Consider the following 23707-nt stretch of genomic DNA (forward strand, 5'->3'; position numbering starts at 1 on the left):
GCTTCCGGCGTCGGCCGGCTCAGCCGGGGGCCATCCCCGCCGCTGGTCTCCCGACCGGCCGGCTCGTCACCGCCCCGAGTTCATTCCGTTCATCCCAGAGAAGGCACTCCGGCTGATGTCCGACACCTCGCAGGACCGCAAGAGCACCGCCGACGCCGACTACACCGAGCGCCTGGCGACGCTGGAAAAGTCCGGTCTCAAGCGACTGCTTCCCACCCAGGCCCCCTACCGCTGGAACCTGCGCCGCCTCAAGCTGGGCCGGGTGCTCGACATCGGCTGCGGGCTGGGCCGCAACCTCCAGAACTGCGGACCGGACAGCGTGGGCGTCGACCACAACCCGACATCGGTGGCCACCGCCCGCGAGCGCGGCCTGAACGCGTATACCCCCGATGAGCTGGCCAAGGCGCCGGAGTGCGCGCCCGGCTCCTTCGACAGCCTGCTGTGCGCGCATGTACTGGAGCACCTGGACGAGGACGTCGCGTCCGGTCTGCTGGCCCAGTACCTGACGTATGTGAAGCCCGGCGGCTCCGTCGTCCTCATCACTCCGCAGGAGGCCGGCTACCGCAGCGACGCCACGCATGTGCGCTTCATCGGCTTCGAGGAACTGCGGGCCTACGCCGACCAGGCGGGGCTGACCACCCGGCGCACGTACTCCTTCCCGTTCCCCCGCGCCGCGGGCAAGGTCTTCCCGTACAACGAGTTCGTTCTGGTCTCCTCGGCGCCGACTGCCTGACCGGTACGCCTCTACGCATCGCCCGCGCGCCCGCTCGCCCGCCCGTTCAGCCGGGCCCGCGGGTGGCGCGGAGCCTCCGAAACGGCCAGATTCCCGTGCCATGGACAGGAGTTCGGGCCGATAGCATCGTCCCTCGATCACCAATCGGGGGTGTCGGACATCACCAGCAACGACAGCGGCAGCGGGCTCAGCGCACTGCGGCCGGAGGATCCGCGCGAGGTCGCCGGGTACCGGCTGATCGCCAGGATCGGCGAGGGCGGCTTGGGTTCCGTCTATCTGTCGCACACGCGGGGCGGCCAGCCCGTCGCCCTCAAGGTGATCCGCCGGGAGTACGCGCGGGACGAGGAATTCCGCCGCCGTTTCCAGCAGGAAGTGCGGTCCGCGCGCCAGGTGCGGGGCTACCACCTCGTCCCGGTCGTCGACCATGACACCGCCGGCAGCGAGCCGTGGCTCGCCACCGCCTACGTACCCGGGCTGCCCCTCGACGACGCGCTCGTCTCCTTCGGGCCGCTCCCGCTCCCCGCCGCACTGCAGCTGGTCGGCTGCGCGGCCGAGGGGCTGCGCGCGGTGCACGCGGCCGGTGTCATCCACCGCGATCTCAAGCCGGGCAGCATTCTGCTCGCCGACGACGGCCCCTGGGTGATCGGTTTCGGCATAGCGAGGGCCGCCGACTCCACGCACCTCACCCGGAGCGGCGGCCTGATCGGAACCCCGCAGTACATGTCGCCCGAGCACGCCAACGGGCACTCCCTCACCCCCGCGACCGACATCTTCTCGCTCGGCCTGCTGGCCGCCGTCGTCGCGACCGGCCGCCATCCGTACGGCGACGGCGGTGCGATCACGGTGGCCACCCAGATCGCCAATACCGCCATCCGGCCGCCGGACCTCACCGGCTACCCGGAGCGATTACGCCCGCTGCTGGAGCGCTGTCTGGCCGCCGATCCCGCAGGCCGTCCCTCGCCCGCCGAACTGGCCGGGATGTGCGAGCGGGCCGCCGGACGTCCGCTGCGCGACTTCAACGGCTGGCTGCCCGCACCGGTGGCAGCGGAGATCACCCGGCGGGAGGCGGCGGCCCAGCGGCCGCCCGAGCCGGAACCGGTGGCCGCCCCCGCCGCCGCTCCCCCGCCGGCCCGCCCCTCGTACCCGGCCAACGCCCCGGAGCAATGGCCCCGTGCCGTCTGGTCCAACTGGGGCACCGGCACACCGGACACACCGCCGGTGGGAGGCAGATACCGCCAGCAGACGCTGCTGGCGATCGCCGGCAGCGTCGTCGCCCTGGTGCTCGCGGTGACACTGACCTACGCGTTCCTGCGGGACGACGGCAGCGCCGCCACGGCCACCGCGCCACCGCCCGGGTACCGGACGCTGTTCCAGGACCGGCCGATGACGCTGCGGCCGGTCGATTCCTCGCACGACACCCGGGTGGACCTCGATCTCCCGGTGGTCGATCCCATGGCGCACCTGGACCTATCGGACATCGAGATCAGCTACGGCTACGGCGCCATGACCTTCCACACCCCGATGGGCAGGAGTTCCGGGCTCTCGCCCGAGGCATGCCGGGCCGCCGCGGAGACCCATCCGTTCCCCGGGACCATGGAGTGGAAATCCCTGCGGGACTCGGTCGCCGAAGGCGATCTGCTGTGCACCCTCACCCGCGCCCATCACCTCGCGATGATGCGGATCACCGGTATCACCCCCGGTCGGACCGCCGCTCAGGCGCCGACCTGGACCGTCCGTGTAACGCTCTGGCAGCTGACGTGACGCACGATCGCCGACCGGGCCCCGATGGTGCGGGGCCCGGCCGGCGATCACGGTCGTATGCCGTTCCGGCCGGCTAGCGGCGAGCGCGCAGCAGCGTACGGAACGTTCGCATCGCGACCGACAGGTTCGCGAGGTCGAACTCCTCCGAGCCCTGGATCTCCTCGAGGGTGGACCTGGCGCGGCCGATGAGTGCCGCGTTCTGCTCCTCCCACGCCTTGAAGCGCTGCTCCGGCGTGGAGGTCCCGTTCCCGGCGGAGAGCACGTCGGCGGTGAGTGACGCGTGCGCCGCGAAAAGGTCCTCGCGGATGGCCGCGCGGGCCATCGAATGCCAGCGGTCGGCCCGCGGGAGCTCGATGATGCGGTCCAGCAGCTGAGTGATCCGGAGGCGGTCGGCGAGGTCGTAGTAGATCTCGGCGACCTCCAGCGGGTCCTTGCCCGTGCGGTCCGCGACATCGACGATGTCGAGGGCCGGGAAGGCGGAGGAGAAGCCCGCGACCTGGGTGGCCAGCTCCTCCGGGACGCCCGCGCCGGTCAGTTCGTCATGGATGTCCTGGTACCACTCCAGATCCGTGCCCCGCACCAGCTTCGGCAGCTGCGACCAGACGGTGGACACGCCGTCGCGGAAGAACTCGATGGTCTCGGCGATCTCCAGCGGCTGCGGCCGGTTGTTGAGCAGCCAGCGGGTGGCGCGCTCGACGAGGCGGCGCGAGTGCAGCCGGATCCGGGTCAGCACATCGGCGGCCACGACGTTGTCGAGCGCCTCGACCTCGTCCCAGATCCCGGAGAGTCCGAAGATCGCACGGGCCGCGGTGTGCGCCCGGACGATCTCCTCGCCGGTCGCGCCGATCTCCTCGCGGAAACGGTGCAGGAAGGTCGTACCGCCAGTGTTGACGGTGTCGTTGACCAGCATCGTCGTGACGATCTCGCGGTGCAGCGCGTGGTTCTCGATCTGCGTCGTGAACCGCTCGCGCAGCGGCTTGGGGAAGTAGTCGTGCAGCAGCGTGCGCAGGTACGGATCCTCCGGCAGCCCGGTGTGGATCAGCTCCTCGGCGACGGTGATCTTCGTGTAGGCCAGCAGGACGGCCAGTTCCGGCTGGGTCAGGCCCTGGCCGTTGGCGAGCCGCTCGCGGATCTGCCGGTCGGTGGGCAGGAATTCCAGCGCCCGGTCCAGCCGGCCGTCGCGCACCAGCTTGCGCATGAAGCGCTGGTGGGCGTGGAGCAGGCTGGAGGCCTGTGCCATACCGTTGCCCAGCACGATGTTCTGCGCGTAGTTGTTGCGCAGCACGAGGGCGCCGACCTCGTCGGTCATCGAGGCGAGCAGCTTGTTGCGCTGCTTGACGGTCATGTCGCCGTCCGCGACGACGCTGTTGAGCAGGATCTTGATGTTGACCTCGTGGTCCGAGGCGTCCACACCGGCGCTGTTGTCGATCGCGTCGGTGTTGATCTTGCCGCCGTTGACGGCGAACTCGATCCTGCCGAGCTGCGTCAGCCCCAGGTTGCCGCCCTCGCCCACGACCTTGACCCGCAGGTCGGCGCCGTCGACGCGGATCGCGTCATTGGCCTTGTCGCCGACATCGGCGTGCGATTCGGTCGAGGCCTTGACGTACGTGCCGATGCCGCCGTTCCACAGCAGGTCCACCGGGGCCTGCAGGATCGCCTTCATCAGCTCGGCGGGCGTCATCTTGGCGACCGTCGTCTCGATGCCGAGCGCCTTGCGGACCTGCGCGGTGATCGGGATGGACTTGGCGCTGCGGGGGTGGATGCCGCCGCCGGCCGAGATCAGCGAGCTGTCGTAATCCGCCCACGAGGAGCGCGGCAGCTCGAACATCCGGCGCCGCTCGGCGAAGGAGACCGCCGGGTCAGGGTCCGGGTCCAGGAAGATGTGCCGGTGGTCGAAGGCGGCGATCAGCCGGATGTGCTCGCTGAGCAGCATGCCGTTGCCGAACACATCGCCCGACATGTCGCCGACGCCGACGACCGTGAAGTCCTGGGACTGGGTGTCGTGGCCCGTCTCGCGGAAGTGCCGCTTCACGGACTCCCACGCGCCCTTGGCGGTGATGCCCATCTTCTTGTGGTCGTAGCCGACGGAGCCGCCGGAGGCGAAGGCGTCACCCAGCCAGTAGCCGTAGCTGACGGCGACCTCGTTGGCGATGTCGGAGAAGGACGCGGTGCCCTTGTCCGCGGCGACGACCAGGTACGTGTCGTCCTCGTCGTGCCGCACCACGCCGTTCGGCGGGACGACCTCGCCGCCCACCAGATTGTCGGTGATGTCGAGCAGGCCGGAGATGAACGTCTTGTACGAGGCGATGCCCTCGGCCAGCCACGCGTCCCGGTCCACCGCCGGATCGGGCAGCCGCTTGCCGACGAAGCCGCCCTTGGCGCCGACCGGCACGATCACGGTGTTCTTGACCATCTGCGCCTTGACCAGGCCCAGCACCTCGGTACGGAAGTCCTCGCGCCGGTCGGACCAGCGCAGACCGCCGCGGGCGACCTTGCCGAACCGCAGGTGGACGCCCTCGACCCGCGGTGAGTACACCCAGATCTCGTACGCCGGGCGCGGCGCGGGCAGATCGGGGATCTCCTGCGGGTCGAACTTCATGGACAGGTAGCTGTGGGGCTGCCCGTCGTCACGGCGCTGGAAGAAGTTGGTGCGCAACGTGGCCTTGATGAGGGTGAGGAAGGCCCGCAGGATCCGGTCCTCGTCCAGCGAGGCGACCTGGTCCAGCGCGCCCTCGAGTTCCTCCAGGAGCCCGTCGGTAAGTTCCTTGCCGGCCCGCTGGTGGTCGGGGGACATCCGGGCCTGGAAGAGGTTCACCAGCAGCCGGGTGGTGTGGACGTTGTTGCGGAGAGTGTCCTCCATGTAGTCCTGGCTGAAGGTGGAGCCGGCCTGCCGCAGGTACTTGGCGTAGGCGCGCAGCACCATGGCCTGGCGCCAGTTCAGCCCGGCGCGCAGCACCAGGGAGTTGAAGCCGTCGTTCTCCGCCTCGTCGGTCCAGGTCGCGGCGAACGCCTCCTGGAAGCGCTCGCGGGCGTCGTCGCCGAGGTCGCCGAGGGAGGGGTCGAGCCGCAGTCCGAAGTCGTACACCCAGGCGCGGGTCTGGTCGGTGCGGCGCAGCTCGTACGGCCGCTCGTCGACGACCTCCACACCCAGCTTCTGCAGCACCGGCAGGACGGCGGAGAGCGAGACGGGTGCGCCGGTGCAGTAGATCTTGAAGCGGCGCTCCTCGGGTACCGCGCCGACCGGCTCGTACAGGCTGAGGGTGAAGTCGCCCTCGGGCTTGAGCTGCTCGATGTGCTGCAGGTCCGCGACGGCCGAGCGCGGGGTGAAGTCGGCCCGGTAGCCGTCGGGGAATGCCTGGGCGTAGCGGCGGGTCAGCTCGGCGGCCCGCTCCTCGCCGCATTCGGCGTTGAGCGCCTCGCCGAAGCCGTCGGCCCAGGAGCGGGCGGCCTCGACGAGCCGGGCCTCGATCCGGTCGATCTCGGCCTCGGTGAGGTCGGTGAGGCTGGCGCCGGGCGCCACGCGGACGACGAAGTGCAGCCGGGAGAGCACCGATTCGGTGTTCCAGGCGGTGAAGTCGACGCTGTGGCCGTTCAGCTCCTCCTGGAGGATGTTGGTGAGCCGCAGCCGTACCGCCGTGGTGTAGCGGTCGCGCGGCAGGTAGACCAGCGCCGAGTAGTAGCGGCCGTACTCGTCCTGCCGCAGGAACAGCCGCAGCCGGCGGCGCTCCTGCAGATACAGCACGCTGGTGACGATGGAACGCAGCTCGTCGGCCGGGGTCTGGAACAGCTCGTCGCGCGGGTAGGTCTCCAGGATCTGCAGCAGATCGCGGCCGTCGTGGCTGTCCGGGGTGAAGCCGGCGCCTTCCAGCACCTCCTCCACCTTGCGGCGGATCACCGGGACCCGGCGTACCGATTCGGTGTACGCGGCGGAGGAGAACAGCCCCAGGAACCGGCGCTCGCCGATGACATTGCCCTCGGCGTCGAACTTCTTCACCCCGACGTAGTCGAGGTAGGAGGGCCGGTGGACGGTGGAGCGGCTGTTGGCCTTGGTGAGGATCAGCAGCTTGTGCTCGTGGGCCTTGGCGCGGGCGCGGGCCGGCAGCCGGCTGAACGACGGCGAACCGGGGTGGGTGCTGTCCGCGTCCCGGTGCGAGGGGTCGGAGCGCAGGATGCCCAGGCCCGTGCCGGGCACCGCCGTCAGGAAGTCCTCGGAGCTCCCGTCCGGGCCGGTGTCGGTGGTTAGCTCGTACTCGCGGTAGCCGAGGAAGGTGAAGTGGTCGTCGGCGAGCCAGCGCATCAGCTCCCAGGCCTCGCCGACCTCCTGCTCGGGCAGCGGCGGCGGCGTCGCGGCCAGCTCTTCCGCGATCCGGAGGGCGGCCGCGCGCATCTTCGTCCAGTCCTCGACGGACTCACGGACGTCGGACAGCGCACGGCGCAGCTCGGCGGTGATCTCCTTGAGGTCGCCGCGGTCGGTCTCGCGGTCGATCTCGACATGGATCCAGGACTCGGTGACCGCGTCGTGCGGCAGATCCCCGGGGGCGACACTGTCGTGCAGCGAGCAGCCGGAACCGATGATCTCCAGGAGCTTGCCCGTCACATCGCGGCGCACCAGCATCTGCGGGTGGACGACGACATGGATCGCCCGGTTCGCCTGCGAGAGGGCATTGGTGACCGAGTCGACGAGGAAGGGCATGTCGTCGGTGACCACCTCGACGACGGTATGGCTGCACTGCCAGCCGTTTTCCTCGACGGTGGGGGTGTGGACCCGGACGTTCGCGGTGCCCTGGGGCCGTCGTTCCGCGAGCCGGTAGTGGGACAGCGCCGCGCCGAACACGTCGACCGGATCGCGGTCGAGCAGGTCCTCCGGTGCGCTGTGCAGGTAGTAACGCTGGAGGAACGCGGTCAGCGCCTCTGCATTGAGGCCCTGGCCGGGGTGTCCCCCTGCCGGGCTGTTCTCAGCTACCCGGGCCGCCCTTGCGAGCAGCTCGGCCTTGGCTTCGTCCAGCTTGGTCTGCATGTCCTCTGACTCCTGTCGCGCGCCGTTGCGTGACGTCGGGTGATGGCACGACGTCCCGGGGCGCGGGTTCACCGCTACGGGACGACGCTATGCCGGGATGTAGGTTCGTCGTGCCGTTGTTTACGGATTGGATCCACCTGCACGGATCAACGCTGATCACGCAGTAAGGCTATCGCTCCGGGCCGGGGGGCTGTCAGGAGACTCCTCTGTACAAAACCTGACCCGATTCTTGGACCAAATGGACAGCACGTGAACAGCGGCCGCGTGCGAGGCGGACGCCCGCGCGGGCGCCCGCGAGGATGGCGGTGGCAGGCCCTCTTGGCAAAGCCGGGGAGCGGGTGCACGTTGGGGCGGACACCCATCCCGTATGCCCCCTGCCCGGAAGGCGGTGCCGCCATGGCGGCCAAGATCCTCATCGTGACCGGCGACGCGGCGGAGTCACTGGAAGTCCTCTACCCCTATCAGCGGCTGCGCGAGGAGGGCTACGAGGTCCACATCGCCGCGCCCAGCCGCAAGCGGCTGCGCTTCGTCGTCCACGACTTCGAGGACGGCTTCGACACCTACACCGAGAAGCCCGGCTACACCTGGGACGCCGACCTGTCCTTCGCCGAGGTCGACCCCGGGCGGTACGCCGCTCTCGTGATCCCCGGCGGCCGGGCCCCGGAGTACCTGCGCAACGACCCGGAACTGCGGAAGATCCTCAAAGCGTTCTTCGACGCCGACAAGCCCATCGCCCAGATCTGCCACGGCCCGCTCATCACCGCGGCCATCGGCGCGCTCAGCGGACGCCGGGTGACCGCCTATCCGGCGCTGGAGCTGGACATGCAGACCGCGGGCGCGAGCTTCCAGGACTCCGAGGTCGTGGTCGACGGCATGATCGTCTCCTCCCGGGCCTGGCCGGACCACCCGGCCTGGATGCGTGAATTCATCGAGATCCTGCGCGCCAAGGCTCCCGTCACCCAGCGATGAGCCACTCGGCGGCCTCCACCGCCTCCGCGAGGGAGTCCACCACCGGCACCCCGGCGGCCTTCAGACTGATCCGGCTGTGCGACCCGCCGGTGTAGAGAACGGCGTGCGCGCCCGCATGGGCCGCCGCCAGCGCGTCGTCCACCGCGTCGCCGATCACGACGACGCGGTCGGGCGCGACGCCTTCCAGGGCGGCGAGGTGGCGGACCATCTGGCCGGCCTTGCCGGTGCCCGAGGGGCCGACGGCGCCATCCACCCGGACGAAGTGCCGCTCGATGCCGTGGGTGCGCACGATCGGTATGAGCCGGTCGTGCGGGGTCAGCGAACAGAGCGACTGGGTCAGCCCCGCGATCTGCTGGGCGGCCAGCAGCTCGGCGGCGCCCTCGGCCAGCCCGCAGTTCACCGCTCGCTCCCAGTAGTGGCGGTGGAAGGTCTCATCCATCACCAGCCACTCGGCGTCGGTGGGCAGCCGGCCGAGCAGCCGCTCGTAGAACTTCGGCACCGGCACGCAGTACAGCTCGCGGTAGCGGTCGAGGGTGATCGGGTCCAGGCCGAGCTCGGCGAAGGAGGCGTTCGTGGCCTCCAACACCGCGTCGATGTCGTGGAAAAGGGTCCCGTTCCAGTCCCACACCAGATGCGCGTTCACGGGAACGACGTTACCCGGCGGGTATGACAGCCCGGCGGCCCCAGGTGGTTCCGGCCAGAACCAGCACCGCACCGGCCAGTCCGAGAGCTCCTGGACGGTCCCCGGCCAGCGCGATGCCGACGGCGGCGGCCCACACCGGTTCTGTGCCCAGCAGCAGGCTGACGCGTGACGGCGAGGTCCGCCGCACCGCCCACATCTGCGTGAAGAACGCGAACAGGGTGCAGAACACCGACAGATACAGCAGCCCGAGCCACTCGCCGGTCCCGAAGCCCGCCGCGACCGACCACGGCGACCGCGTCACCCCCGGCGCACAGGCCAGCACGGCGAACACCGCCACCGCGCTGCCCAGCTGCACCGTGGTGAGCGACAGCGCGTCCGCGCCCCGGACCGACCGCATCCGGGACATGGCCAGCACGTACACGGTCCTTCCCACCGCGGCGAGCAGCATCAGCAGGTCCCCCGCCGACGGCTCGGTGAACCCCGCGCCCTGGGTCAACAGCAGCACGCCCAGCACCGAAAGACCGGCGGCCGCGGCGAAGGCACCCGGCACCGGGGTCCGCCTCAGCGCGGCCTCCGCCAACGGCGTCATGATCATGGTGAGGCTGATGATCAGGCCCGCGTTGGTCGCCGAGGTGTGCACCACCCCGTACGTCTCCAGCACGAAGATCGCGCTCAGGATCACCCCGAGCAGCCCGGCACCACGCAGCTGCGCCGGCCGCAGGGCGCGCAACTGCCGCCACCCGGCCACCACCAGCACCGGGAGCACCGCGGCGAAGCGCAGCACCAGGACGGCCAGGACGGTGTGCGCGGTGGTGATCCCCTTGGCCGCCAGATAGCTCGACCCCCAGACGGCCGCCACCAGCAGCACGGGCAGGTCGGTCAGCCAGGCGCGGCGTTGCGGCAGCGTGGAGACAGCTGTGGTCGCAGACATGGAATCGGGCTCCTCGGCAGGTGCGAGCGGCGCCCCGGCGTACCGGGATCGCCTCGCGGCATCGCCAGGGACCCGCTCACCGGCCTGCGCTCGCGCGTGGGTGCGGGGTCGTCCCCCGGAGAATCCCGGCACCACGCCGTGCCTGGGGGCTCAGCTGATCAGGTTAGGGATCTCCTGCGTCGCGTACCAGAGCAATTCGTGATCCTCCGCGCCGTCGACCGTGAACTGGGCGTCGTCGTCACCCGCGTCGGCTGCTCCCAGCGCCTCCGCGGCGGCCGTCACGTCCTGCTCCGCGTCCGGGGCGTCCAGGTGCACGGCGGCGGCCTTGCTCATCGGCACGGCGGCGGCCAGCCGCACCTCGCCGAGGCTGGCGGAGTCCAGGCCGCGGTCCGGGTCGAAGGAGACGGCCGACTCCGGCACGTCGACCGCGATGACGATGCGGCGGCGCGGGGCGTCGGCGAGCAGGGCGAGCTGCCGGAGCGAGGCCTGGGCGGCCCGGGTCAGGGCCGCGTACTCCAGCTCTTCGATGTCGTCGGAGACGTACCACTCGCGCAGGCTGGGGGTGACCGCGTAGGCGTCCAGCGGTGTGGGGCCCAGCTCGCCTGCCTTGTGGGCCTCGGCCAGGCCGGGCAGGGTCGTGGGGATGTAGACGCGCATGGCCGTCAGCATACGTGCGTTACGGCGCCACCACGCGGATAGGTGAACCCTCCGCCCGCGCCCGGCGCCGCCGGCCGGCCATTGCCCCCGTTCCCACCGCCCCGTACAACCGGGTTACCGAACGGTAGAACCCGGCAGAACCCGGGAGAGACCGGCGGATTCCCGGCAGCACCACACCACGGGGGCATCAGCATGGCCGTCACCTCACCCGCGTCCACCCGTCCAGGCCCCGGCCCCGGCCGTTCCCATCGGGCCGGGCCGCCCAACCGGCACGACCACCGGCGCCCGGCGGTCCGGGCGGACCGGCGCACCGCCGTACCGCCGCACCTGTGGTTCGCCGACCGGCTGCTCACCGTCCTCACCGGGCGGCAGCCCATCAGCTGCCTGGCCGGCCGGGTCCGCGGTACGGCCTACGACCGGCTCTGGGAGTTGGTGAACTCGCGCGCCGACTGGCGGCGGCGGGCCCACGGGCAGGCCCCGTACGTCCACAGCTGCCAGGTCGCACGGCAGCACGACGGCGCGCTGGAGGTGACGGCCGTCGTCGCCCTGACCCACGACACCTTCCGCGCCATCGCCTTCCGCCTGGAACGCGGCCCGACGGGCGGCGGGACAGGTGACGGGACGCGTGGCGGAGCGGGCGGGCGGACCGGCGCGGACGTCTGGCGGTGCACCGCGGTCGAGGCCCGGTGAACGGCCGCCGCCACGAACGCGGCCGGGGCCGGACCCCCGCGATGGGAGTCCGGCCCCGGCCGGTGCCGCGATACGTGCCATACGCCGGCACTGCATCGCCGGCGCTACGCCACCGCTACTGCTTGCGGCTACTTCTTGCGGCGCTTGCCGCCCTTGGCGGCCTTGCGGCGCTCCGCGCGCGTCTGGCCGTCCGAGTCGGAACCGCCGCCCTCGTTCTCGTTCTCGAAGTCGCCCTCGACCACGCCGCCCTCGCCGTCAACCGAAGGGGCGGAGAAGTGCAGCTGTGCGGGCCGCTGCGGGGCGTCCAGGCCCTTGGCACGGATCTCGGGACGGGCGTCCTTGACGAGGGACGGCGGCGCGTCCTCGACCGGGACCTCCTCGACCTGCTGCTCGACCTGGACATCCAGGTTGAACAGATAGCCGACGGACTCCTCCTTGATGCCGTCCATCATGGCGGTGAACATGTCGTAGCCCTCGCGCTGGTACTCCACCAGCGGGTCGCGCTGCGCCATGGCGCGCAGCCCGATGCCCTCCTGGAGGTAGTCCATCTCGTAGAGGTGCTCGCGCCACTTGCGGTCCAGCACCGACAGGACCACGCGACGCTCCAGCTCACGCATGACGTCGTCGGTGAGCTGCCGCTCGCGCTCTTCGTACTGCTCGGTGATGTCGTCCTTGACCGTCTCGGCGATGAACTCGGCGGTAATGCCGGCCCGGTCGCCCGCGGCCTCCTCCAGGTCATCGACGGTGATCTTGGCCGGGTAGAGCTGCCCGAAGGCGTTCCACAGCCGGTCCAGGTCCCAGTCCTCGGCGAAGCCTTCCTTGGTCTCGGCCTCGATGTACGCCTCGATCGTGTCGTCCATGAAGTGCCGCACCTGCTCGTGCAGGTCCTCGCCCTCCAGGACGCGGCGGCGCTCACCGTAGATGACCTCGCGCTGGCGGTTGAGGACCTCGTCGTACTTCAGGACGTTCTTACGGATCTCGAAGTTCTGCTGCTCGACCTGCGACTGGGCCGACGCGATCGCCCGCGTGACCATCTTGTTCTCGATCGGGACGTCGTCCGGCACATTGGCCATCGACATCACGCGCTCGACCATCTGGGCCTTGAACAGCCGCATCAGGTCGTCACCGAGCGAGAGGTAGAAGCGGGACTCGCCCGGGTCGCCCTGACGGCCGGAGCGGCCGCGCAGCTGGTTGTCGATCCGGCGGGACTCATGGCGCTCGGTGCCCAGCACGTACAGGCCGCCGAGCTCCTTGACCTCTTCGAACTCCGCCTTGACGGCCGCCTCGGCGCGCTTGAGCGCTGCCGGCAGCGCGGCCGCCCACTCCTCGACGTGCTCGACCGGGTCCAGACCGCCCTGGCGCAGCTCCGCCTCGGCGAGGTCGTCGGGGTTGCCGCCGAGCTTGATGTCGGTGCCACGGCCGGCCATGTTGGTGGCGACGGTGACCGCGCCCTTGCGGCCGGCCTGGGCGACGATGGACGCCTCCCGGTCGTGCTGCTTGGCGTTGAGCACCTCGTGCGGGACACCGCGCTTGGACAGCTGCGCCGACAGGTACTCGGACTTCGCGACCGAGACGGTGCCGACCAGGACCGGCTGGCCCTTCTCGTGCTTCTCGGCGATGTCCTCGACGACGGCCGCGAACTTCGCCTCTTCGGTGCGGTAGATCAGGTCGGCCCGGTCGATACGCGCGAGGTCGCGGTTGGTCGGGATCGGGACGACGCCGAGCTTGTAGATCTGGTGGAACTCGGCGGCCTCGGTCATGGCCGTACCGGTCATGCCGGAGAGCTTGCCGTAGAGGCGGAAGAAGTTCTGCAGGGTGATCGTGGCGAGGGTCTGGTTCTCGTCCTTGATGTCCACCCCTTCCTTCGCCTCGATCGCCTGGTGCATGCCCTCGTTGTACCGGCGGCCCGCAAGGATACGGCCGGTGTGCTCGTCGACGATCATGACTTCGCCGTCCATGACGACGTAGTCCTTGTCGTTCTTGTAGAGCTCCTTGGCCTTGATCGCGTTGTTCAGGTACCCGACGAGCGGGGTGTTCACCGACTCGTAGAGGTTGTCGATGCCGAGCCAGTCCTCGACCTTGGTGACACCGGTCTCGTGGATGGCGACGGTGCGCTTCTTCTCGTCGACCTCGTAGTCGCCGGTCTCCTCCGTGCCGATGCTGCCGGCCTCGCCCCTGTTCAGACGCTTCACGAGGCGGGCGAAGTCGGCGTACCACTTGGTCGCCTGGTCGGCGGGGCCGGAGATGATCAGCGGCGTACGGGCCTCGTCGACGAGGATCGAGTCGACTTCGTCGACGATCGCGAAGTTGTGGCCGCGCTGCACCAGCTCGTCCTTCGACCACGCCATGTTGTCGCGCAGATAGTCGAAGCCGAACTCGTTGTTGGTGCCGTAGGTGATGTCGCACGCGTACATCTCACGGCGCTGTGCCGGCGACATGTTGGCCAGGATGCAGCCGACCTCCAGGCCGAGGAATTTGTGCACCCGGCCCATCCACTCCGAGTCACGCTCGGCGAGGTAGTCGTTGACGGTGATGAGGTGGACGCCCTTGCCGGAGATCGCGTTCAGATACGCGGGCAGGGTGCCGACCAGGGTCTTGCCCTCACCGGTACGCATCTCAGCGACATACCCGAGGTGGAGAGCGGCGCCGCCCATCATCTGGACGTCGTAGTGACGCTGGCCGAGCACGCGCTTGGCGGCCTCACGGACCGTGGCGAACGCCTCGGGAAGCAGGTCGTCGAGGGTCTCGCCGCCCTCGAACCGCTCCTTGTACTCGTCGGTGAGGGCCCGCAGCTCGGCGTCCGTCAGATTGACGAAATCCTCTTCAATGGAATTGACCTGGTCCGCGATGCGGTGCAGCTTGCGCAGGATCTTGCCTTCGCCTGCACGCATGAGCTTGTTGAAGACGGACACGTAGGCTGGCTCCTTGCCGGTCGGGCCTGGCACGTAATCTCGCGCTGGGCACAGCGGGATGCACTCCGCCGCAACGGCCATCGTAAGCGAGGACACCATCGGGCCGGGAGGTCCGTCAGCACACCAGTCCCGCATCACCCCGCGTAGTGATACAAATCGCTTTTTCAACCGGCCCGGCAGTCAGGAATACTCCGCTCATGGAGCCGATCACCCTCACCACTGAACGCCTCATCCTGCGCACGCTGGAACCGGGCGACGCCGACGCGGTGTACGAAGCCTGCCAGGATCCCGAGATCCCGCGCTGGACCAGCGTTCCCTCGCCCTACACGCGCCAGAACGCGGCGGACTTCACCGGACCCGTGAGCGCGGACGGCTGGGCCGATGACAGCCTGTACAACTTCGGCGCCTTCACGAAGAGTGGCGGCACGCTGGTCGTGTCGGTCGCGCTGGTACGGCTCGGGCACCTGGCCGCCCCCGACCACCAGGCCGAACTCGGCTACTGGGCGGTCAAGGAGCAGCGCGGCCGCGGCTACACGCCGGAGGCCGGCCGGGAGGTGTGCCGGTGGGCGTTCGAGGACCTCGGCGTCGAGCGCATGGAGTGGTTCGCGGACGCGGGCAACGAGGGTTCGCGGGCGGTCGCGCGCAAGATCGGCTTCGTGATGGAGGGCACCCTGCGGTCCAAACTCGTGCACAACGGGACACGACGCGACACCTGGACCGGTTCCCTACTCCCCTCGGACCTGGGCCTGCCGACGGCGACACCGTACGTGCCCTACCCCGGCTGAATATGCAGCCCGTCCAGGGGGCACCTCCCAGCGGTAGCTGGGGGGATTGAGGACGAACCTGAGCCCGGCCCCGGACCCCGGGTTCAGGGGCTCCCCGGCTCCCAGGGCGTTGTCAGTGGTGCCGCCTAGGCTTCCGGCATGACAGCGCTGCCCCACCCCGTAGCCACCCTGTCCGCGGACGACGCCCGCCGGATCGCCCTGCGCGCGCAGGGCCTGCTCGGCGTGCCCGACCGGCGCGCCGGGGTACGCGGTGTGCTGCGCCGGCTGGGCGCCGTACAGCTCGACACCATCTCGGTGCTGGCGCGTTCGCACGAGCTGATCCCTTACGCGCGGCTGGGCGCCGTCGGCCGCGATGCCGTCGAGAAGGCGTACTGGACCGAGTCGCACGCCTTCGAGTACTGGTCGCACGCCGCGTGCGTCCTCCCCATCGAGGAGTGGCCGCACTTCGCCTTCCGGCGCCGCGCCCGGCGGGCCCGCGGCCACCGCTGGCATGTGCTGGAGGACGCCGACCGCTCGTGCGGCGCCGTGCTGGACCGGCTCAAGGCCGACGGGCCGCTCACCTCCACCGAACTGGGCGGCGCCAAGAACGGCGGCCCCTGGTGGGACTGGTCAGAGACGAAGATCGCGGTGGAGTGGCTGCTGGACACCGGCCAGGTGGTCTGCACCGAACGGCGCGGCTGGAAGCGCGTCTACGACCTGGCGGAACGCGCCATTCCCGACGCGCTGCTGCACGACGACATCGATGACGCCGAGTGCATGCGGCGGCTCGTCGCGCAGGCCGGGGCGGCGATGGGCGTGGCCACCCGCGCCGATCTGGCGGACTACCACCGTCTCAAGGGCGAGCAGGTGACCGCGGTGATCGAGACATCGGGGCTGGTCCCGGTCGAGGTGGAGGGCTGGGGGAAGCCCGCCTGGGCCGACCCGCAGGTGCTGGACGCCGAGTCCTCGGCGAAGCGCGGCCGGCACCGCACCACGCTGCTGTCCCCGTTCGACTCGCTCGTCTGGGACCGGCCGCGCACCGAGCGGATCTTCGGTTTCACCCACCGGCTGGAGGCCTATGTGCCGAAACCGAAGCGGATCCACGGCTACTTCGCGATGCCGCTGCTGGCGGGCGGGAATCTGGTGGGCCGGATCGACCCGGCACGTGAGGGCACCACCCTCGTGGCCCGCCAGGTGACGCTCGACGGCCCGAAGGCGGTGCAGCCGGCGGCCGAGGCGATCGCCGAGGCGGCGGGCTGGGTCGGCTGTGTGGAGGCGCGGGTGGAGCGGGTACTGCCCGCAACGTTGCGAGAGCCACTGACCGCCGCGTTGCGGCAGACGCACGACCACCGCTGACCGGCACCTGCCGGATACCGGGTAGCGGATACGGGTAGCGGATACCGGCTGTCCGTTGAAGCCGGCTACCGGATCTCGAGGATCTTCTCCCGCATCGCGTAGACCACGGCCTCCATCCTGGAGTGCAGCTGCAGCTTCTCCAGAATGTTGCGCACATGGTTCTTCACGGTGTTCTCGCTGATGAACAACTGCTTGGCGATGTCCCGGTTGTTCAGGCCGGTCGCCACGAGCTTGAGCACTTCCAGCTCCCGGTCGGTGAGCCGCGGCGCGGGCACCAGCCGCCGCTCATCGGTCCGCTGGATCATCGACTTGAATTCGGTGAGCAGCTTGGACGCCATCGACGGGCTGATCTGCGACTGGCCGTCGGCTACCGCGCGAATGGCGGTGGCGACCTCGTCCGTGGAGATCTCCTTGAGCAGATATCCCGTCGCGCCGGCCTTGATCGCTTCGTAGAGGTCGGCCTCTTCGTCACTTATCGTCAACATGATGATCTTGGCGCTGGGGGCGACTTCCTTGATCGAGGTGCAGGCCTCGATACCGCCACGCCGGGGCATCCGGACGTCCATCAGCACGATGTCGGGCAGCAGGTCGGCGGCCTTCTCGACGGCCTCCGCGCCGTCCCCCGCCTCGCCGATGACCTGGATGTCCTCCTCCTGGGCGAGCACGATCTCCAACCCCCGGCGGAAGAGGGCGTGGTCGTCGACGACCAATACCCTGATGGGCTCCTTGCGGGGCACTTCCATGTGGTCCCTCGCAGGGGCTTGCCCCTCGTCGCTGATGTCTGCGGGCTCGAAGCTGTCCGGCATCAGATCCTCCCCCTCAGGCCAGAGTTGGCAGCTTGACCCATGCTGTCACGCCCAGGCACGGCGTCGCCCCCAGGAGAGCCCCGGGGGCGACGCCATCAGTGCGGCGAATCAGCGGCGCAGAGCGCCGCCCGCGCCCGCGGGCGCCTCCTCAGCGGACGGGTCCGCCTTCAGGTGAATGACTCCGTAGTCGTAGCCGTGCCGCCGGTAGACGACACTCGGTGATCCCGTGTCCGCGTCGATGAACAGATAGAAGTCGTGCCCGACCAGCTCCATCTCGTAGAGAGCCTGGTCGAGCGCCATCGGCGCCGCGGCGTGGGTCTTCTCGCGCACGATCAGCGGGCCGTCCCCCTGCACCTCCAGCGACCCGATCCGGGTCGTGGGCACGGTGCTCTCCACGGCCGGGGCGACCGCCGAGCCGTTCAGCTCACCGGTCAGTGAGGCCGTGGCCTGGGCCACGCTGGTAGGCGTACGTCCTCCGCCGTGGTGCACGCGCCGCTTGTCGGCCGCCTTGCGCAGCCGCGCCTCGAGCTTGGCCACCGCGAGGTCGAGCGCGGCATACGGATCGGCCGCCGAGGCCTCGGCACGGACGACGGGGCCGCGGGTATTCAGTGTGATCTCCACCCGGTCGGAACGGTCCGACTGCCGGGGGTTGAGCTCTTTGGACACCTCGACGTCAAGACTGATCACCTTGCCATCGAGCTTCTGGATCTTGTCCAGCTTCTCGGTCACGTGCTTCCGGAACCGATCAGGCACCTCGGTCTTGCGGCCCTTGATGACGATGTCCACTCAGAACTCCGTTCCCGGATCGCTCCGAACACGCGGAGCGCATCCCATTTCGCCTAGGCCGGCCGGGCGCCTGTCCCGTCCAGCGCTGCGTCAGCTGCTGCCTCGCCTGCCCCGGAACTCTCCGGAGCCACCGAAGCGGCCGCTTTCACCTCCTTCTCCCCCACCGGCAAGATCAACACCCCACGATGTTCACCTTCCCTCACAACCGAACATAGTCCTGGAGAGCGGAGGTCGGCATCCCCAGCATCGGTATACCTCCGTTCGGGTGAACGCCCGGCTGTACTAGCTGCAACGATGTGTTTCTGGGCAAAGTTCCGTTTCCATCGGCCCGGCGACCACCGCCGCGCCGGCGATCCGGCCGCCCGCCTCTTCCACTGCCCCGGCCGCCGCGGCCAGCGACGCCCCGGTCGTCATCAGGTCGTCCACCAGCACCACAGGAGCCACCGCCAGCAGCCTGCGACCGCCGCCCGTGGCCACCACAGCACCCGACAGGTTCTCCAGCCGCTCCCGCCCGCTCAGCCGCGCCTGGTCGGCGACCGCCCGCCGCTGCCGCAGCACCGCGGCCACCCGCGCCGGCTTCCCCGTCCGCCGCAGTTCCCGGGCCGCGCACAGCGCGATCCGCCGTGTGGCGTCATGCCCCCGGGCCGCGACCGTCCGCCGCGCCGAAGGCACCGGCACCAGCAGCACCGCCCCCACGACGCCGACTCGCAGAACCGCGCCGGCCAGCGCAGCGCCCAGTGGCCGGGCCAGCCCCATGGCGCCGCGTTCCTTGTGGGCGAGGACCACCGCCCGTATCTCGTCCGCGTACGTCCCCGCCGCGTACACGTCCGGCAGCCCGCCCGGCGCCGGTTCGGGCCGGACCCGTCGGACGGCCGCCCCGTCCAACGAGCCCAGCAGCTCACCGCATTCGCCGCACAGTGCCATACGCGGCCGCCCGCATCCCGCACAGTCGGCCGGCAGTACCAGTCCCGCGATCTCCCGCCACCAACCCGGCATGGCCACCACTGTGCCCCTTGCGCGGGACCTCCACCAGCCCCCCGCCGCGCCTGTGGAAAACTCCGCGCCGGCCGTTCGGAAAGCCGTTCGGAAAGCCGGACGGAACGCCGGACGGAAAGAGGCCGGAAAGAGGCCGGAAACCAGCCGGATGGCCCTTCAGCCCGGGTAGACCGGCCCGGTGCCCTTCGCCGCGATCTGCTTCCAGTTCGCGTCCTGTGCCAGCAGCCGGTAGATACCGCCCTTGTACGCCGCCAGCAGCGGCTTGGTCTGGTCCTCCGAGGCCGCCACCGACGCCGCGTCGCTGATGCCCGGCAGCCCGGGCGTGGCCGGCACCGACCCGTCCGTGTTCATGTACTGGATCTGCTGCAGGCCGCCCGATTCGGTCCCGACCACCAGCAGCCTGCTGCCGCCCGCCCAGGACGCGGCGGTGACATCCTCCAGCTGCGGTGTCACGCCCTTCAGCCCCGCCACCGAGATCACGGGCGCCTCCGGCGTCCCGCTCCGCTGGATCCGCCCGAACTTCAGCTGCGTCCTGCCGTCCTTCTTCACCAGCATCGCGATCCGCACACCGTCCGGAGCCACTCGCAGCGATTCGATCCGCGCGTCACCGAGATCCGGCACCGCGACCTCGTGCTGCTCGTTCGTGCCGTTGCGCAGCATCAGCAGCCGGGACCGTGCGCCATCGCGGTCGGCCACCCACAGATTGCCGTAGCCGTCCCAACTGGGCGCGCTGAGACCATCCTTCGGGGCGTGCGCGGTGCTGGTCAGCGCCGCCCGGCCGGGATCGGCGGAGCCCTTGGTGATGTTCGCGACGATCAGCTCGTGCCCGCCGGTCCTGACGCCGGCGGCGAACTGCCCGTCCCGCTTCACCGCGACCGACACCAGGTTCGCCTTGGACCCGCCGAGCACTCCCGGCACGGGCTCAGCCAGCGAACTGCTGTCGTCTGGCAAGGAGACGAGCTGCTGCTGGTCGTCGATGAAGAACTGCTGGGGCGCCGACCCGCTCAGGGTCTCCGGGGCGAACGGCCGGGCCTGCTCGTCCGACAGCGTGCACGCGGAATCGCCGTTCGCGCGCTGCAGTTCCACCGAGGTGATCTTCGTTGCCGACTGGCTCTGCGCCGTGGGAAGGAGCTGCGCCGCCAGCCGACGGCACTGCGTCGCGCCCATCCGGTCGGCCATCGCGTTCAGCCGCACCCGCAGATGCTGGGAGTCGTCGAGGGAGACGCCGTTGTCCGCGTCCTTGGAGTAGAGCGCCACACCCTTCGGGGCGTCCGAGGTCACCACCGGGGCGAGCCAGTCGGTCGGGCCGCCGAGCATCGCCGACACCGCGGACTCCAGCGAATTTATCCGCCGCCGCAGGTACACCGGATCGGCGACCAGAGTGGCCGGCCCCGCGCCGGACGTCCCGAGTGAGGCGAAGTAGTACATGTTGACGGAGTGGTAGATCCGCTGGAAGTCGGACTCGGTGAGCACCAGCCCGTTGTCGACCGAGTCGATCCGCCACTCATTGTTCTCCTTGACCAGCTGGAAGGAGGTGTGGAACGACGTTCCCTCGCCCGGTGAGTAGGCGTGCTTGTCGTCGACACCCGCGACCTGGCTGCCGGTCAGGCCGAACGAGCGGAAGCCCTCCTTGCGCGCGTTCCCGACCGATTCGTCGATCGGCGACGGGGCGCCCGACAGCACCGTGATCTTGGCGAACGGATCCCAGCGCTTGGCCATCCCCGTCGTCAGATACTCCTTGGCCGTCGCGTACTCGGCCTCGTCGCTGGTGGTCGCCTCCAGGAAGCCGCGCACGATCTCCTCGGGAAACTCACCGCTGTGCGGCTTGATCCCGAGCACCTGCACCTGCTGATCGGAGTCCGCGCTCTGCTCCCCGCCGACCTTGTGCACCTCGCCGCTGCCCGGCATCGAGGCGCACCCCGCCAGCAGCAGCGCGCAACCCACCGCCACTGCCGGCCACAGCCGGGCCGGCCGCATGCCCCGCCGGTCCCGGGTGCTCCGCCGGTCCCGCAGCTCCCCCATCGCCCGCATCAGTTCTCGTCCTCCCGTAGGGCGTCTGCCGGGACGCCGGCCTCATGGCCCACCACCCGCGACCCGTTCCCGGGCAGCGCCGTGGGATTCGCGGACGGCGGCCGCGCCGGGGCGGAGGGCATGGGCGGCAGCGAGGGCGGCAACGGGGCGGTGCGCGGCGCCGGCAGTGCCGGAGCACCCGGGCGCAGCGGCATGCCGGAAGCGTTCAGACCGCGATTGCGGCGCGAGTCCTCGGGCTCCAGGGCGATCGGCGACCCGCGCAGGCTCTCGCCCGCCGTACGGGGCAGCGTCATGCGGAACTGCGAGCCGCCGCCGGGCTCGCCCCACGCCTGCAGCCATCCGCCGTGCAGCCGCGCGTCCTCCACGGCGATCGACAGGCCGAGGCCCGTTCCGCCGGTGGTACGGGCCCGCGCCGGATCGGCGCGCCAGAAACGGTTGAAGACCCGGGTCGCCTCACCGGGCTTGAGTCCGACGCCGTAGTCCCGTACAGCGACGGCCACCGCGCCGTCGGCCGTCGCCAGCCGGATCACCACATCGCGGCCCTCACCGTGTTCCACGGCATTGACCACCAGGTTTCGCAGCACGCGCTCGACCCGGCGGGGGTCGGCCTCCGCTATCACCGGCTGCTCGGCGCCCCTGACGATCACCCGGCTGCCCTTGCGCTCGGCCAGCGGGTCCGCGGCGTCCACGACCCGCCGCACCACATCGCGCAGGTCGATCGGCTCCGCGGACAGGTCCGCCGCGCCCGCGTCGAACCGGCTGATCTCCAGCAGGTCGGACAGCAGCCCCTCGAACCGGTCGAGCTGGCTGCCCAGCAGTTCCGCGGAGCGCGCGGTCACCGGATCGAAGTCCTCACGGGCGTCATGGATGACGTCCGCGGCCATCCGGACGGTGGTGAGCGGGGTGCGCAGCTCGTGCGAGACATCGGAGACGAAGCGGCGCTGCAGCCGGGACAACTCCTCCAGCTGCTGGATCTTGATCTGCAGGGTCTGCGCCATCTTGTTGAACGACTCACCGAGCCGCGCGATGTCGTCCTCGCCCGAGACCTTCATCCGTTCCTGGAGCCGGCCGGCGGCGAGCCGCTCGGAGATCCCGGCGGCCATCCTGACCGGGGTCACGACCTGGCGGGTGACCAGCCAGGCGATGGCCCCGAGCAGCACCACGACGAAGATCCCCGCAGTCGCCAGGGTGCGCTTGACCAGGCCGAGGGTCGTCTCCTCCTGATCGAACGGGAAGAGGTAGTACAGCTGGTACGGCTTGCCGTTCACATCGCTGAGTCGCTTGCCGATGACCAGCGCGTTCTCCGGCTGGGGATCGTTCTCCCGGGTGACCGTCGTGTAGGTCTCGTGCGACCCGGACCGCGTCTCCACGCTGTCCCGGAGGGCCTGCGGAATGCTGTCGTCGGGCACCACAAGACCGGAGGTCCGGGGGCCGCGGGCATTGGACCCGTCGTCGGTCCCGGGACTGAGCGCGACCACCGAATACACGCCCTTGCCGCCACTGGCGAGCTGTCCGACCAGGTTCGTCAGCCAGTTGCCGGAGTCGATCGCCCCGCGGGTGTTCCCGCCACCGGCGCCCGGCACGACGACATCCCGTTCCTTGTCGGCCGCCGCCTGAGCGACGGAGAAACCACCGCTCGCCTGCCCCCGCGACGCCTGCTCCTTCGCGTCGAGAAGCCCGTTCTTCACCTGCCCGATGACGACCACGCCCAGCAGCAGCACGACACCCAGCGACATCAGCAGCGTGACGGCCACCACCCGCAGCTGGATATTGCGCCGCCATAGCCGGACAGCGGGCAGCAGCGGGCGGCGCGCCCAGCGCACGCACGAGCGCAATACCGGCAGCAGACCGCTCAGCGGATCCGCGTGCCGGCTCTCCAGGCGCTCACGCTCGTACGACGCCGACATCTCAGCCCGGGCCGGCCTTGTAACCGACACCGCGGACGGTCACCACGATCTCGGGGCGCTCCGGGTCCTGCTCGACCTTGGAGCGCAGCCGCTGGACATGCACATTCACCAGCCGGGTGTCGGCCGCGTGCCGGTAGCCCCAGACCTGCTCCAGCAGCACCTCACGGGTGAAGACCTGCCAGGGCTTGCGGGCGAGCGCGACCAGCAGGTCGAACTCGAGCGGCGTCAGCGCGATCGGCTGGCCCTCGCGCTTGACCGAGTGCCCGGCCACGTCGATGACCAGATCACCGATCGCGAGCTGCTCGGGCGTCGGCTCCTCCGCCCGCCGCAACCGGGCCCGGACGCGTGCGACCAGCTCCTTCGGCTTGAACGGCTTGACGACATAGTCATCGGCGCCGGACTCCAGGCCCACCACGATGTCGACTGTGTCGCTCTTCGCCGTGAGCATGACGATAGGTACCCCGGACTCCGCGCGGATCAGGCGGCATACATCGATGCCGTCCCGACCGGGGAGCATGAGGTCGAGGAGAACCAGATCAGGCTTGGTCTCCCGGAAAGCAGCGAGGGCCTTGTCACCGTCCGCTACGAACGACGGCTCAAAACCTTCTCCACGCAGCACGATACCGAGCATCTCGGACAGTGCGGTGTCGTCATCGACGACCAGGACTCGACCCTTCATTGCATCATCATCCCATTGTCGTAACCGTTTGATCGACCAGCGTGTTAATGGTCACCCCTCCCCGGGGCG

At 70.2% G+C, this 23707-nt stretch carries 17 protein-coding genes; 6 read left to right on the forward strand and 11 right to left on the reverse strand.

Annotated elements, in window-relative coordinates:
* The first annotated feature begins 115 nt into the window (after window positions 1–115).
* Complete coding sequence (locus QMK24_RS30505; RefSeq protein ID WP_283470060.1) at window positions 116–733, forward strand: class I SAM-dependent methyltransferase; 618 nt, start codon at window positions 116–118, stop codon at window positions 731–733.
* A gap of 150 nt (window positions 734–883) precedes the next feature.
* A complete protein-coding gene (locus tag QMK24_RS30510) occupies window positions 884–2494 on the forward strand; it encodes a serine/threonine-protein kinase (RefSeq protein ID WP_283470061.1) in 1611 nt (536 codons plus the stop codon).
* Between the two features lie 73 nt (window positions 2495–2567).
* Here the strand turns inward: QMK24_RS30510 and QMK24_RS30515 are convergent, their stop codons facing one another.
* Entirely contained in the window at window positions 2568–7511 is a 4944-nt protein-coding gene (locus QMK24_RS30515; protein WP_283470062.1) for an NAD-glutamate dehydrogenase, read from the reverse strand.
* 396 nt (window positions 7512–7907) lie between these two features.
* Here QMK24_RS30515 and QMK24_RS30520 point away from each other — a divergent pair, with 396 nt between their 5' ends.
* Complete coding sequence (locus QMK24_RS30520) at window positions 7908–8480, forward strand: DJ-1/PfpI family protein (protein WP_283470063.1); 573 nt, start codon at window positions 7908–7910, stop codon at window positions 8478–8480.
* Here the strand turns inward: QMK24_RS30520 and QMK24_RS30525 are convergent.
* The 3 genes from QMK24_RS30525 to QMK24_RS30535 all read right to left on the reverse strand — a co-directional run bounded on the left by QMK24_RS30525 (window position 8467) and on the right by QMK24_RS30535 (window position 10711).
* Window positions 8467–9123 (reverse strand): HAD family hydrolase, encoded by a 657-nt coding sequence (locus QMK24_RS30525; protein ID WP_283470064.1) that lies wholly within the window; start codon window positions 9121–9123, stop codon window positions 8467–8469. The two genes, QMK24_RS30520 and QMK24_RS30525, sit on opposite strands and share 14 nt — an antisense overlap.
* Before the next feature lie 10 nt (window positions 9124–9133).
* Window positions 9134–10054 (reverse strand): DMT family transporter, encoded by a 921-nt coding sequence (locus QMK24_RS30530; protein WP_283470065.1) that lies wholly within the window; start codon window positions 10052–10054, stop codon window positions 9134–9136.
* Between the two features lie 150 nt (window positions 10055–10204).
* Window positions 10205–10711, reverse strand: coding sequence for a DUF6912 family protein (locus tag QMK24_RS30535; RefSeq protein WP_283470066.1), 507 nt, complete (start codon window positions 10709–10711; stop codon window positions 10205–10207).
* A gap of 192 nt (window positions 10712–10903) precedes the next feature.
* Between QMK24_RS30535 and QMK24_RS30540 the strand changes: the two genes are divergently transcribed.
* Window positions 10904–11401 carry an Rv3235 family protein gene (locus QMK24_RS30540; protein WP_283470067.1) on the forward strand — a complete coding sequence of 166 codons (498 nt, stop codon included), beginning with the start codon at window positions 10904–10906 and terminating at the stop codon, window positions 11399–11401.
* Window positions 11402–11529: 128 nt separating this feature from the next.
* Here the strand turns inward: QMK24_RS30540 and secA are convergent, their stop codons facing one another.
* On the reverse strand, window positions 11530–14313 hold the full coding sequence (gene secA / locus QMK24_RS30545) for a preprotein translocase subunit SecA (protein WP_283470068.1): 2784 nt from the start codon (window positions 14311–14313) through the stop codon (window positions 11530–11532).
* 197 nt (window positions 14314–14510) lie between these two features.
* Here secA and QMK24_RS30550 point away from each other — a divergent pair, with 197 nt between their 5' ends.
* Entirely contained in the window at window positions 14511–15098 is a 588-nt protein-coding gene (locus QMK24_RS30550; protein WP_283470069.1) for a GNAT family N-acetyltransferase, read from the forward strand.
* A gap of 138 nt (window positions 15099–15236) precedes the next feature.
* The gene (locus QMK24_RS30555; protein WP_283470070.1) at window positions 15237–16433 is read left to right on the forward strand and encodes a winged helix-turn-helix domain-containing protein; all 1197 of its coding nucleotides are present in this window, start codon (window positions 15237–15239) and stop codon (window positions 16431–16433) included.
* A 65-nt stretch (window positions 16434–16498) separates the two neighbouring features.
* Here QMK24_RS30555 and QMK24_RS30560 read toward each other — a convergent pair whose 3' ends face one another.
* The 6 genes from QMK24_RS30560 to mtrA form a co-directional block, all read right to left on the reverse strand.
* Complete coding sequence (locus tag QMK24_RS30560) at window positions 16499–17239, reverse strand: response regulator (protein ID WP_502962677.1); 741 nt, start codon at window positions 17237–17239, stop codon at window positions 16499–16501.
* 108 nt (window positions 17240–17347) lie between these two features.
* Window positions 17348–18025 (reverse strand): ribosome hibernation-promoting factor, HPF/YfiA family, encoded by a 678-nt coding sequence (gene hpf / locus QMK24_RS30565; protein ID WP_283470071.1) that lies wholly within the window; start codon window positions 18023–18025, stop codon window positions 17348–17350.
* A gap of 282 nt (window positions 18026–18307) precedes the next feature.
* Window positions 18308–19021, reverse strand: a complete 714-nt coding sequence (locus QMK24_RS30570; RefSeq protein ID WP_283470072.1) for a ComF family protein — start codon at window positions 19019–19021, stop codon at window positions 18308–18310.
* Between the two features lie 156 nt (window positions 19022–19177).
* The gene (locus QMK24_RS30575; protein ID WP_283470073.1) at window positions 19178–21052 is read right to left on the reverse strand and encodes an LpqB family beta-propeller domain-containing protein; all 1875 of its coding nucleotides are present in this window, start codon (window positions 21050–21052) and stop codon (window positions 19178–19180) included.
* The gene (mtrB, locus tag QMK24_RS30580; protein ID WP_283470074.1) at window positions 21052–22959 is read right to left on the reverse strand and encodes an MtrAB system histidine kinase MtrB; all 1908 of its coding nucleotides are present in this window, start codon (window positions 22957–22959) and stop codon (window positions 21052–21054) included. The genes QMK24_RS30575 and mtrB overlap by 1 nt, the downstream gene beginning before the upstream one ends.
* 1 nt (window position 22960) lies before the next feature.
* The gene (gene mtrA / locus QMK24_RS30585; protein WP_138358886.1) at window positions 22961–23638 is read right to left on the reverse strand and encodes a two-component system response regulator MtrA; all 678 of its coding nucleotides are present in this window, start codon (window positions 23636–23638) and stop codon (window positions 22961–22963) included.
* Window positions 23639–23707 lie beyond the last annotated feature (69 nt).

Source organism: Streptomyces sp. PH10-H1, from assembly GCF_030063355.1.
In the GTDB taxonomy this organism is placed as follows: domain Bacteria; phylum Actinomycetota; class Actinomycetes; order Streptomycetales; family Streptomycetaceae; genus Actinacidiphila.

Excerpts from the sequence above, each read along its gene's own strand:
- QMK24_RS30505 (WP_283470060.1), top strand. The coding sequence starts at position 116 with ATGTCCGACACCTCGCAGGACCGCAAGAGCACCGCCGACGCCGACTAC.
- QMK24_RS30515 (WP_283470062.1), bottom strand. The coding sequence starts at position 7,511 with ATGCAGACCAAGCTGGACGAAGCCAAGGCCGAGCTGCTCGCAAGGGCG.
- QMK24_RS30520 (WP_283470063.1), top strand. The coding sequence starts at position 7,908 with ATGGCGGCCAAGATCCTCATCGTGACCGGCGACGCGGCGGAGTCACTG.
- QMK24_RS30530 (WP_283470065.1), bottom strand. The coding sequence starts at position 10,054 with ATGTCTGCGACCACAGCTGTCTCCACGCTGCCGCAACGCCGCGCCTGG.
- QMK24_RS30535 (WP_283470066.1), bottom strand. The coding sequence starts at position 10,711 with ATGCGCGTCTACATCCCCACGACCCTGCCCGGCCTGGCCGAGGCCCAC.
- QMK24_RS30540 (WP_283470067.1), top strand. The coding sequence starts at position 10,904 with ATGGCCGTCACCTCACCCGCGTCCACCCGTCCAGGCCCCGGCCCCGGC.
- QMK24_RS30550 (WP_283470069.1), top strand. The coding sequence starts at position 14,511 with ATGGAGCCGATCACCCTCACCACTGAACGCCTCATCCTGCGCACGCTG.
- QMK24_RS30555 (WP_283470070.1), top strand. The coding sequence starts at position 15,237 with ATGACAGCGCTGCCCCACCCCGTAGCCACCCTGTCCGCGGACGACGCC.
- QMK24_RS30560 (WP_502962677.1), bottom strand. The coding sequence starts at position 17,239 with ATGCCGGACAGCTTCGAGCCCGCAGACATCAGCGACGAGGGGCAAGCC.
- QMK24_RS30570 (WP_283470072.1), bottom strand. The coding sequence starts at position 19,021 with ATGCCGGGTTGGTGGCGGGAGATCGCGGGACTGGTACTGCCGGCCGAC.
- QMK24_RS30575 (WP_283470073.1), bottom strand. The coding sequence starts at position 21,052 with ATGCGGGCGATGGGGGAGCTGCGGGACCGGCGGAGCACCCGGGACCGG.
- mtrB (WP_283470074.1), bottom strand. The coding sequence starts at position 22,959 with ATGTCGGCGTCGTACGAGCGTGAGCGCCTGGAGAGCCGGCACGCGGAT.
- mtrA (WP_138358886.1), bottom strand. The coding sequence starts at position 23,638 with ATGAAGGGTCGAGTCCTGGTCGTCGATGACGACACCGCACTGTCCGAG.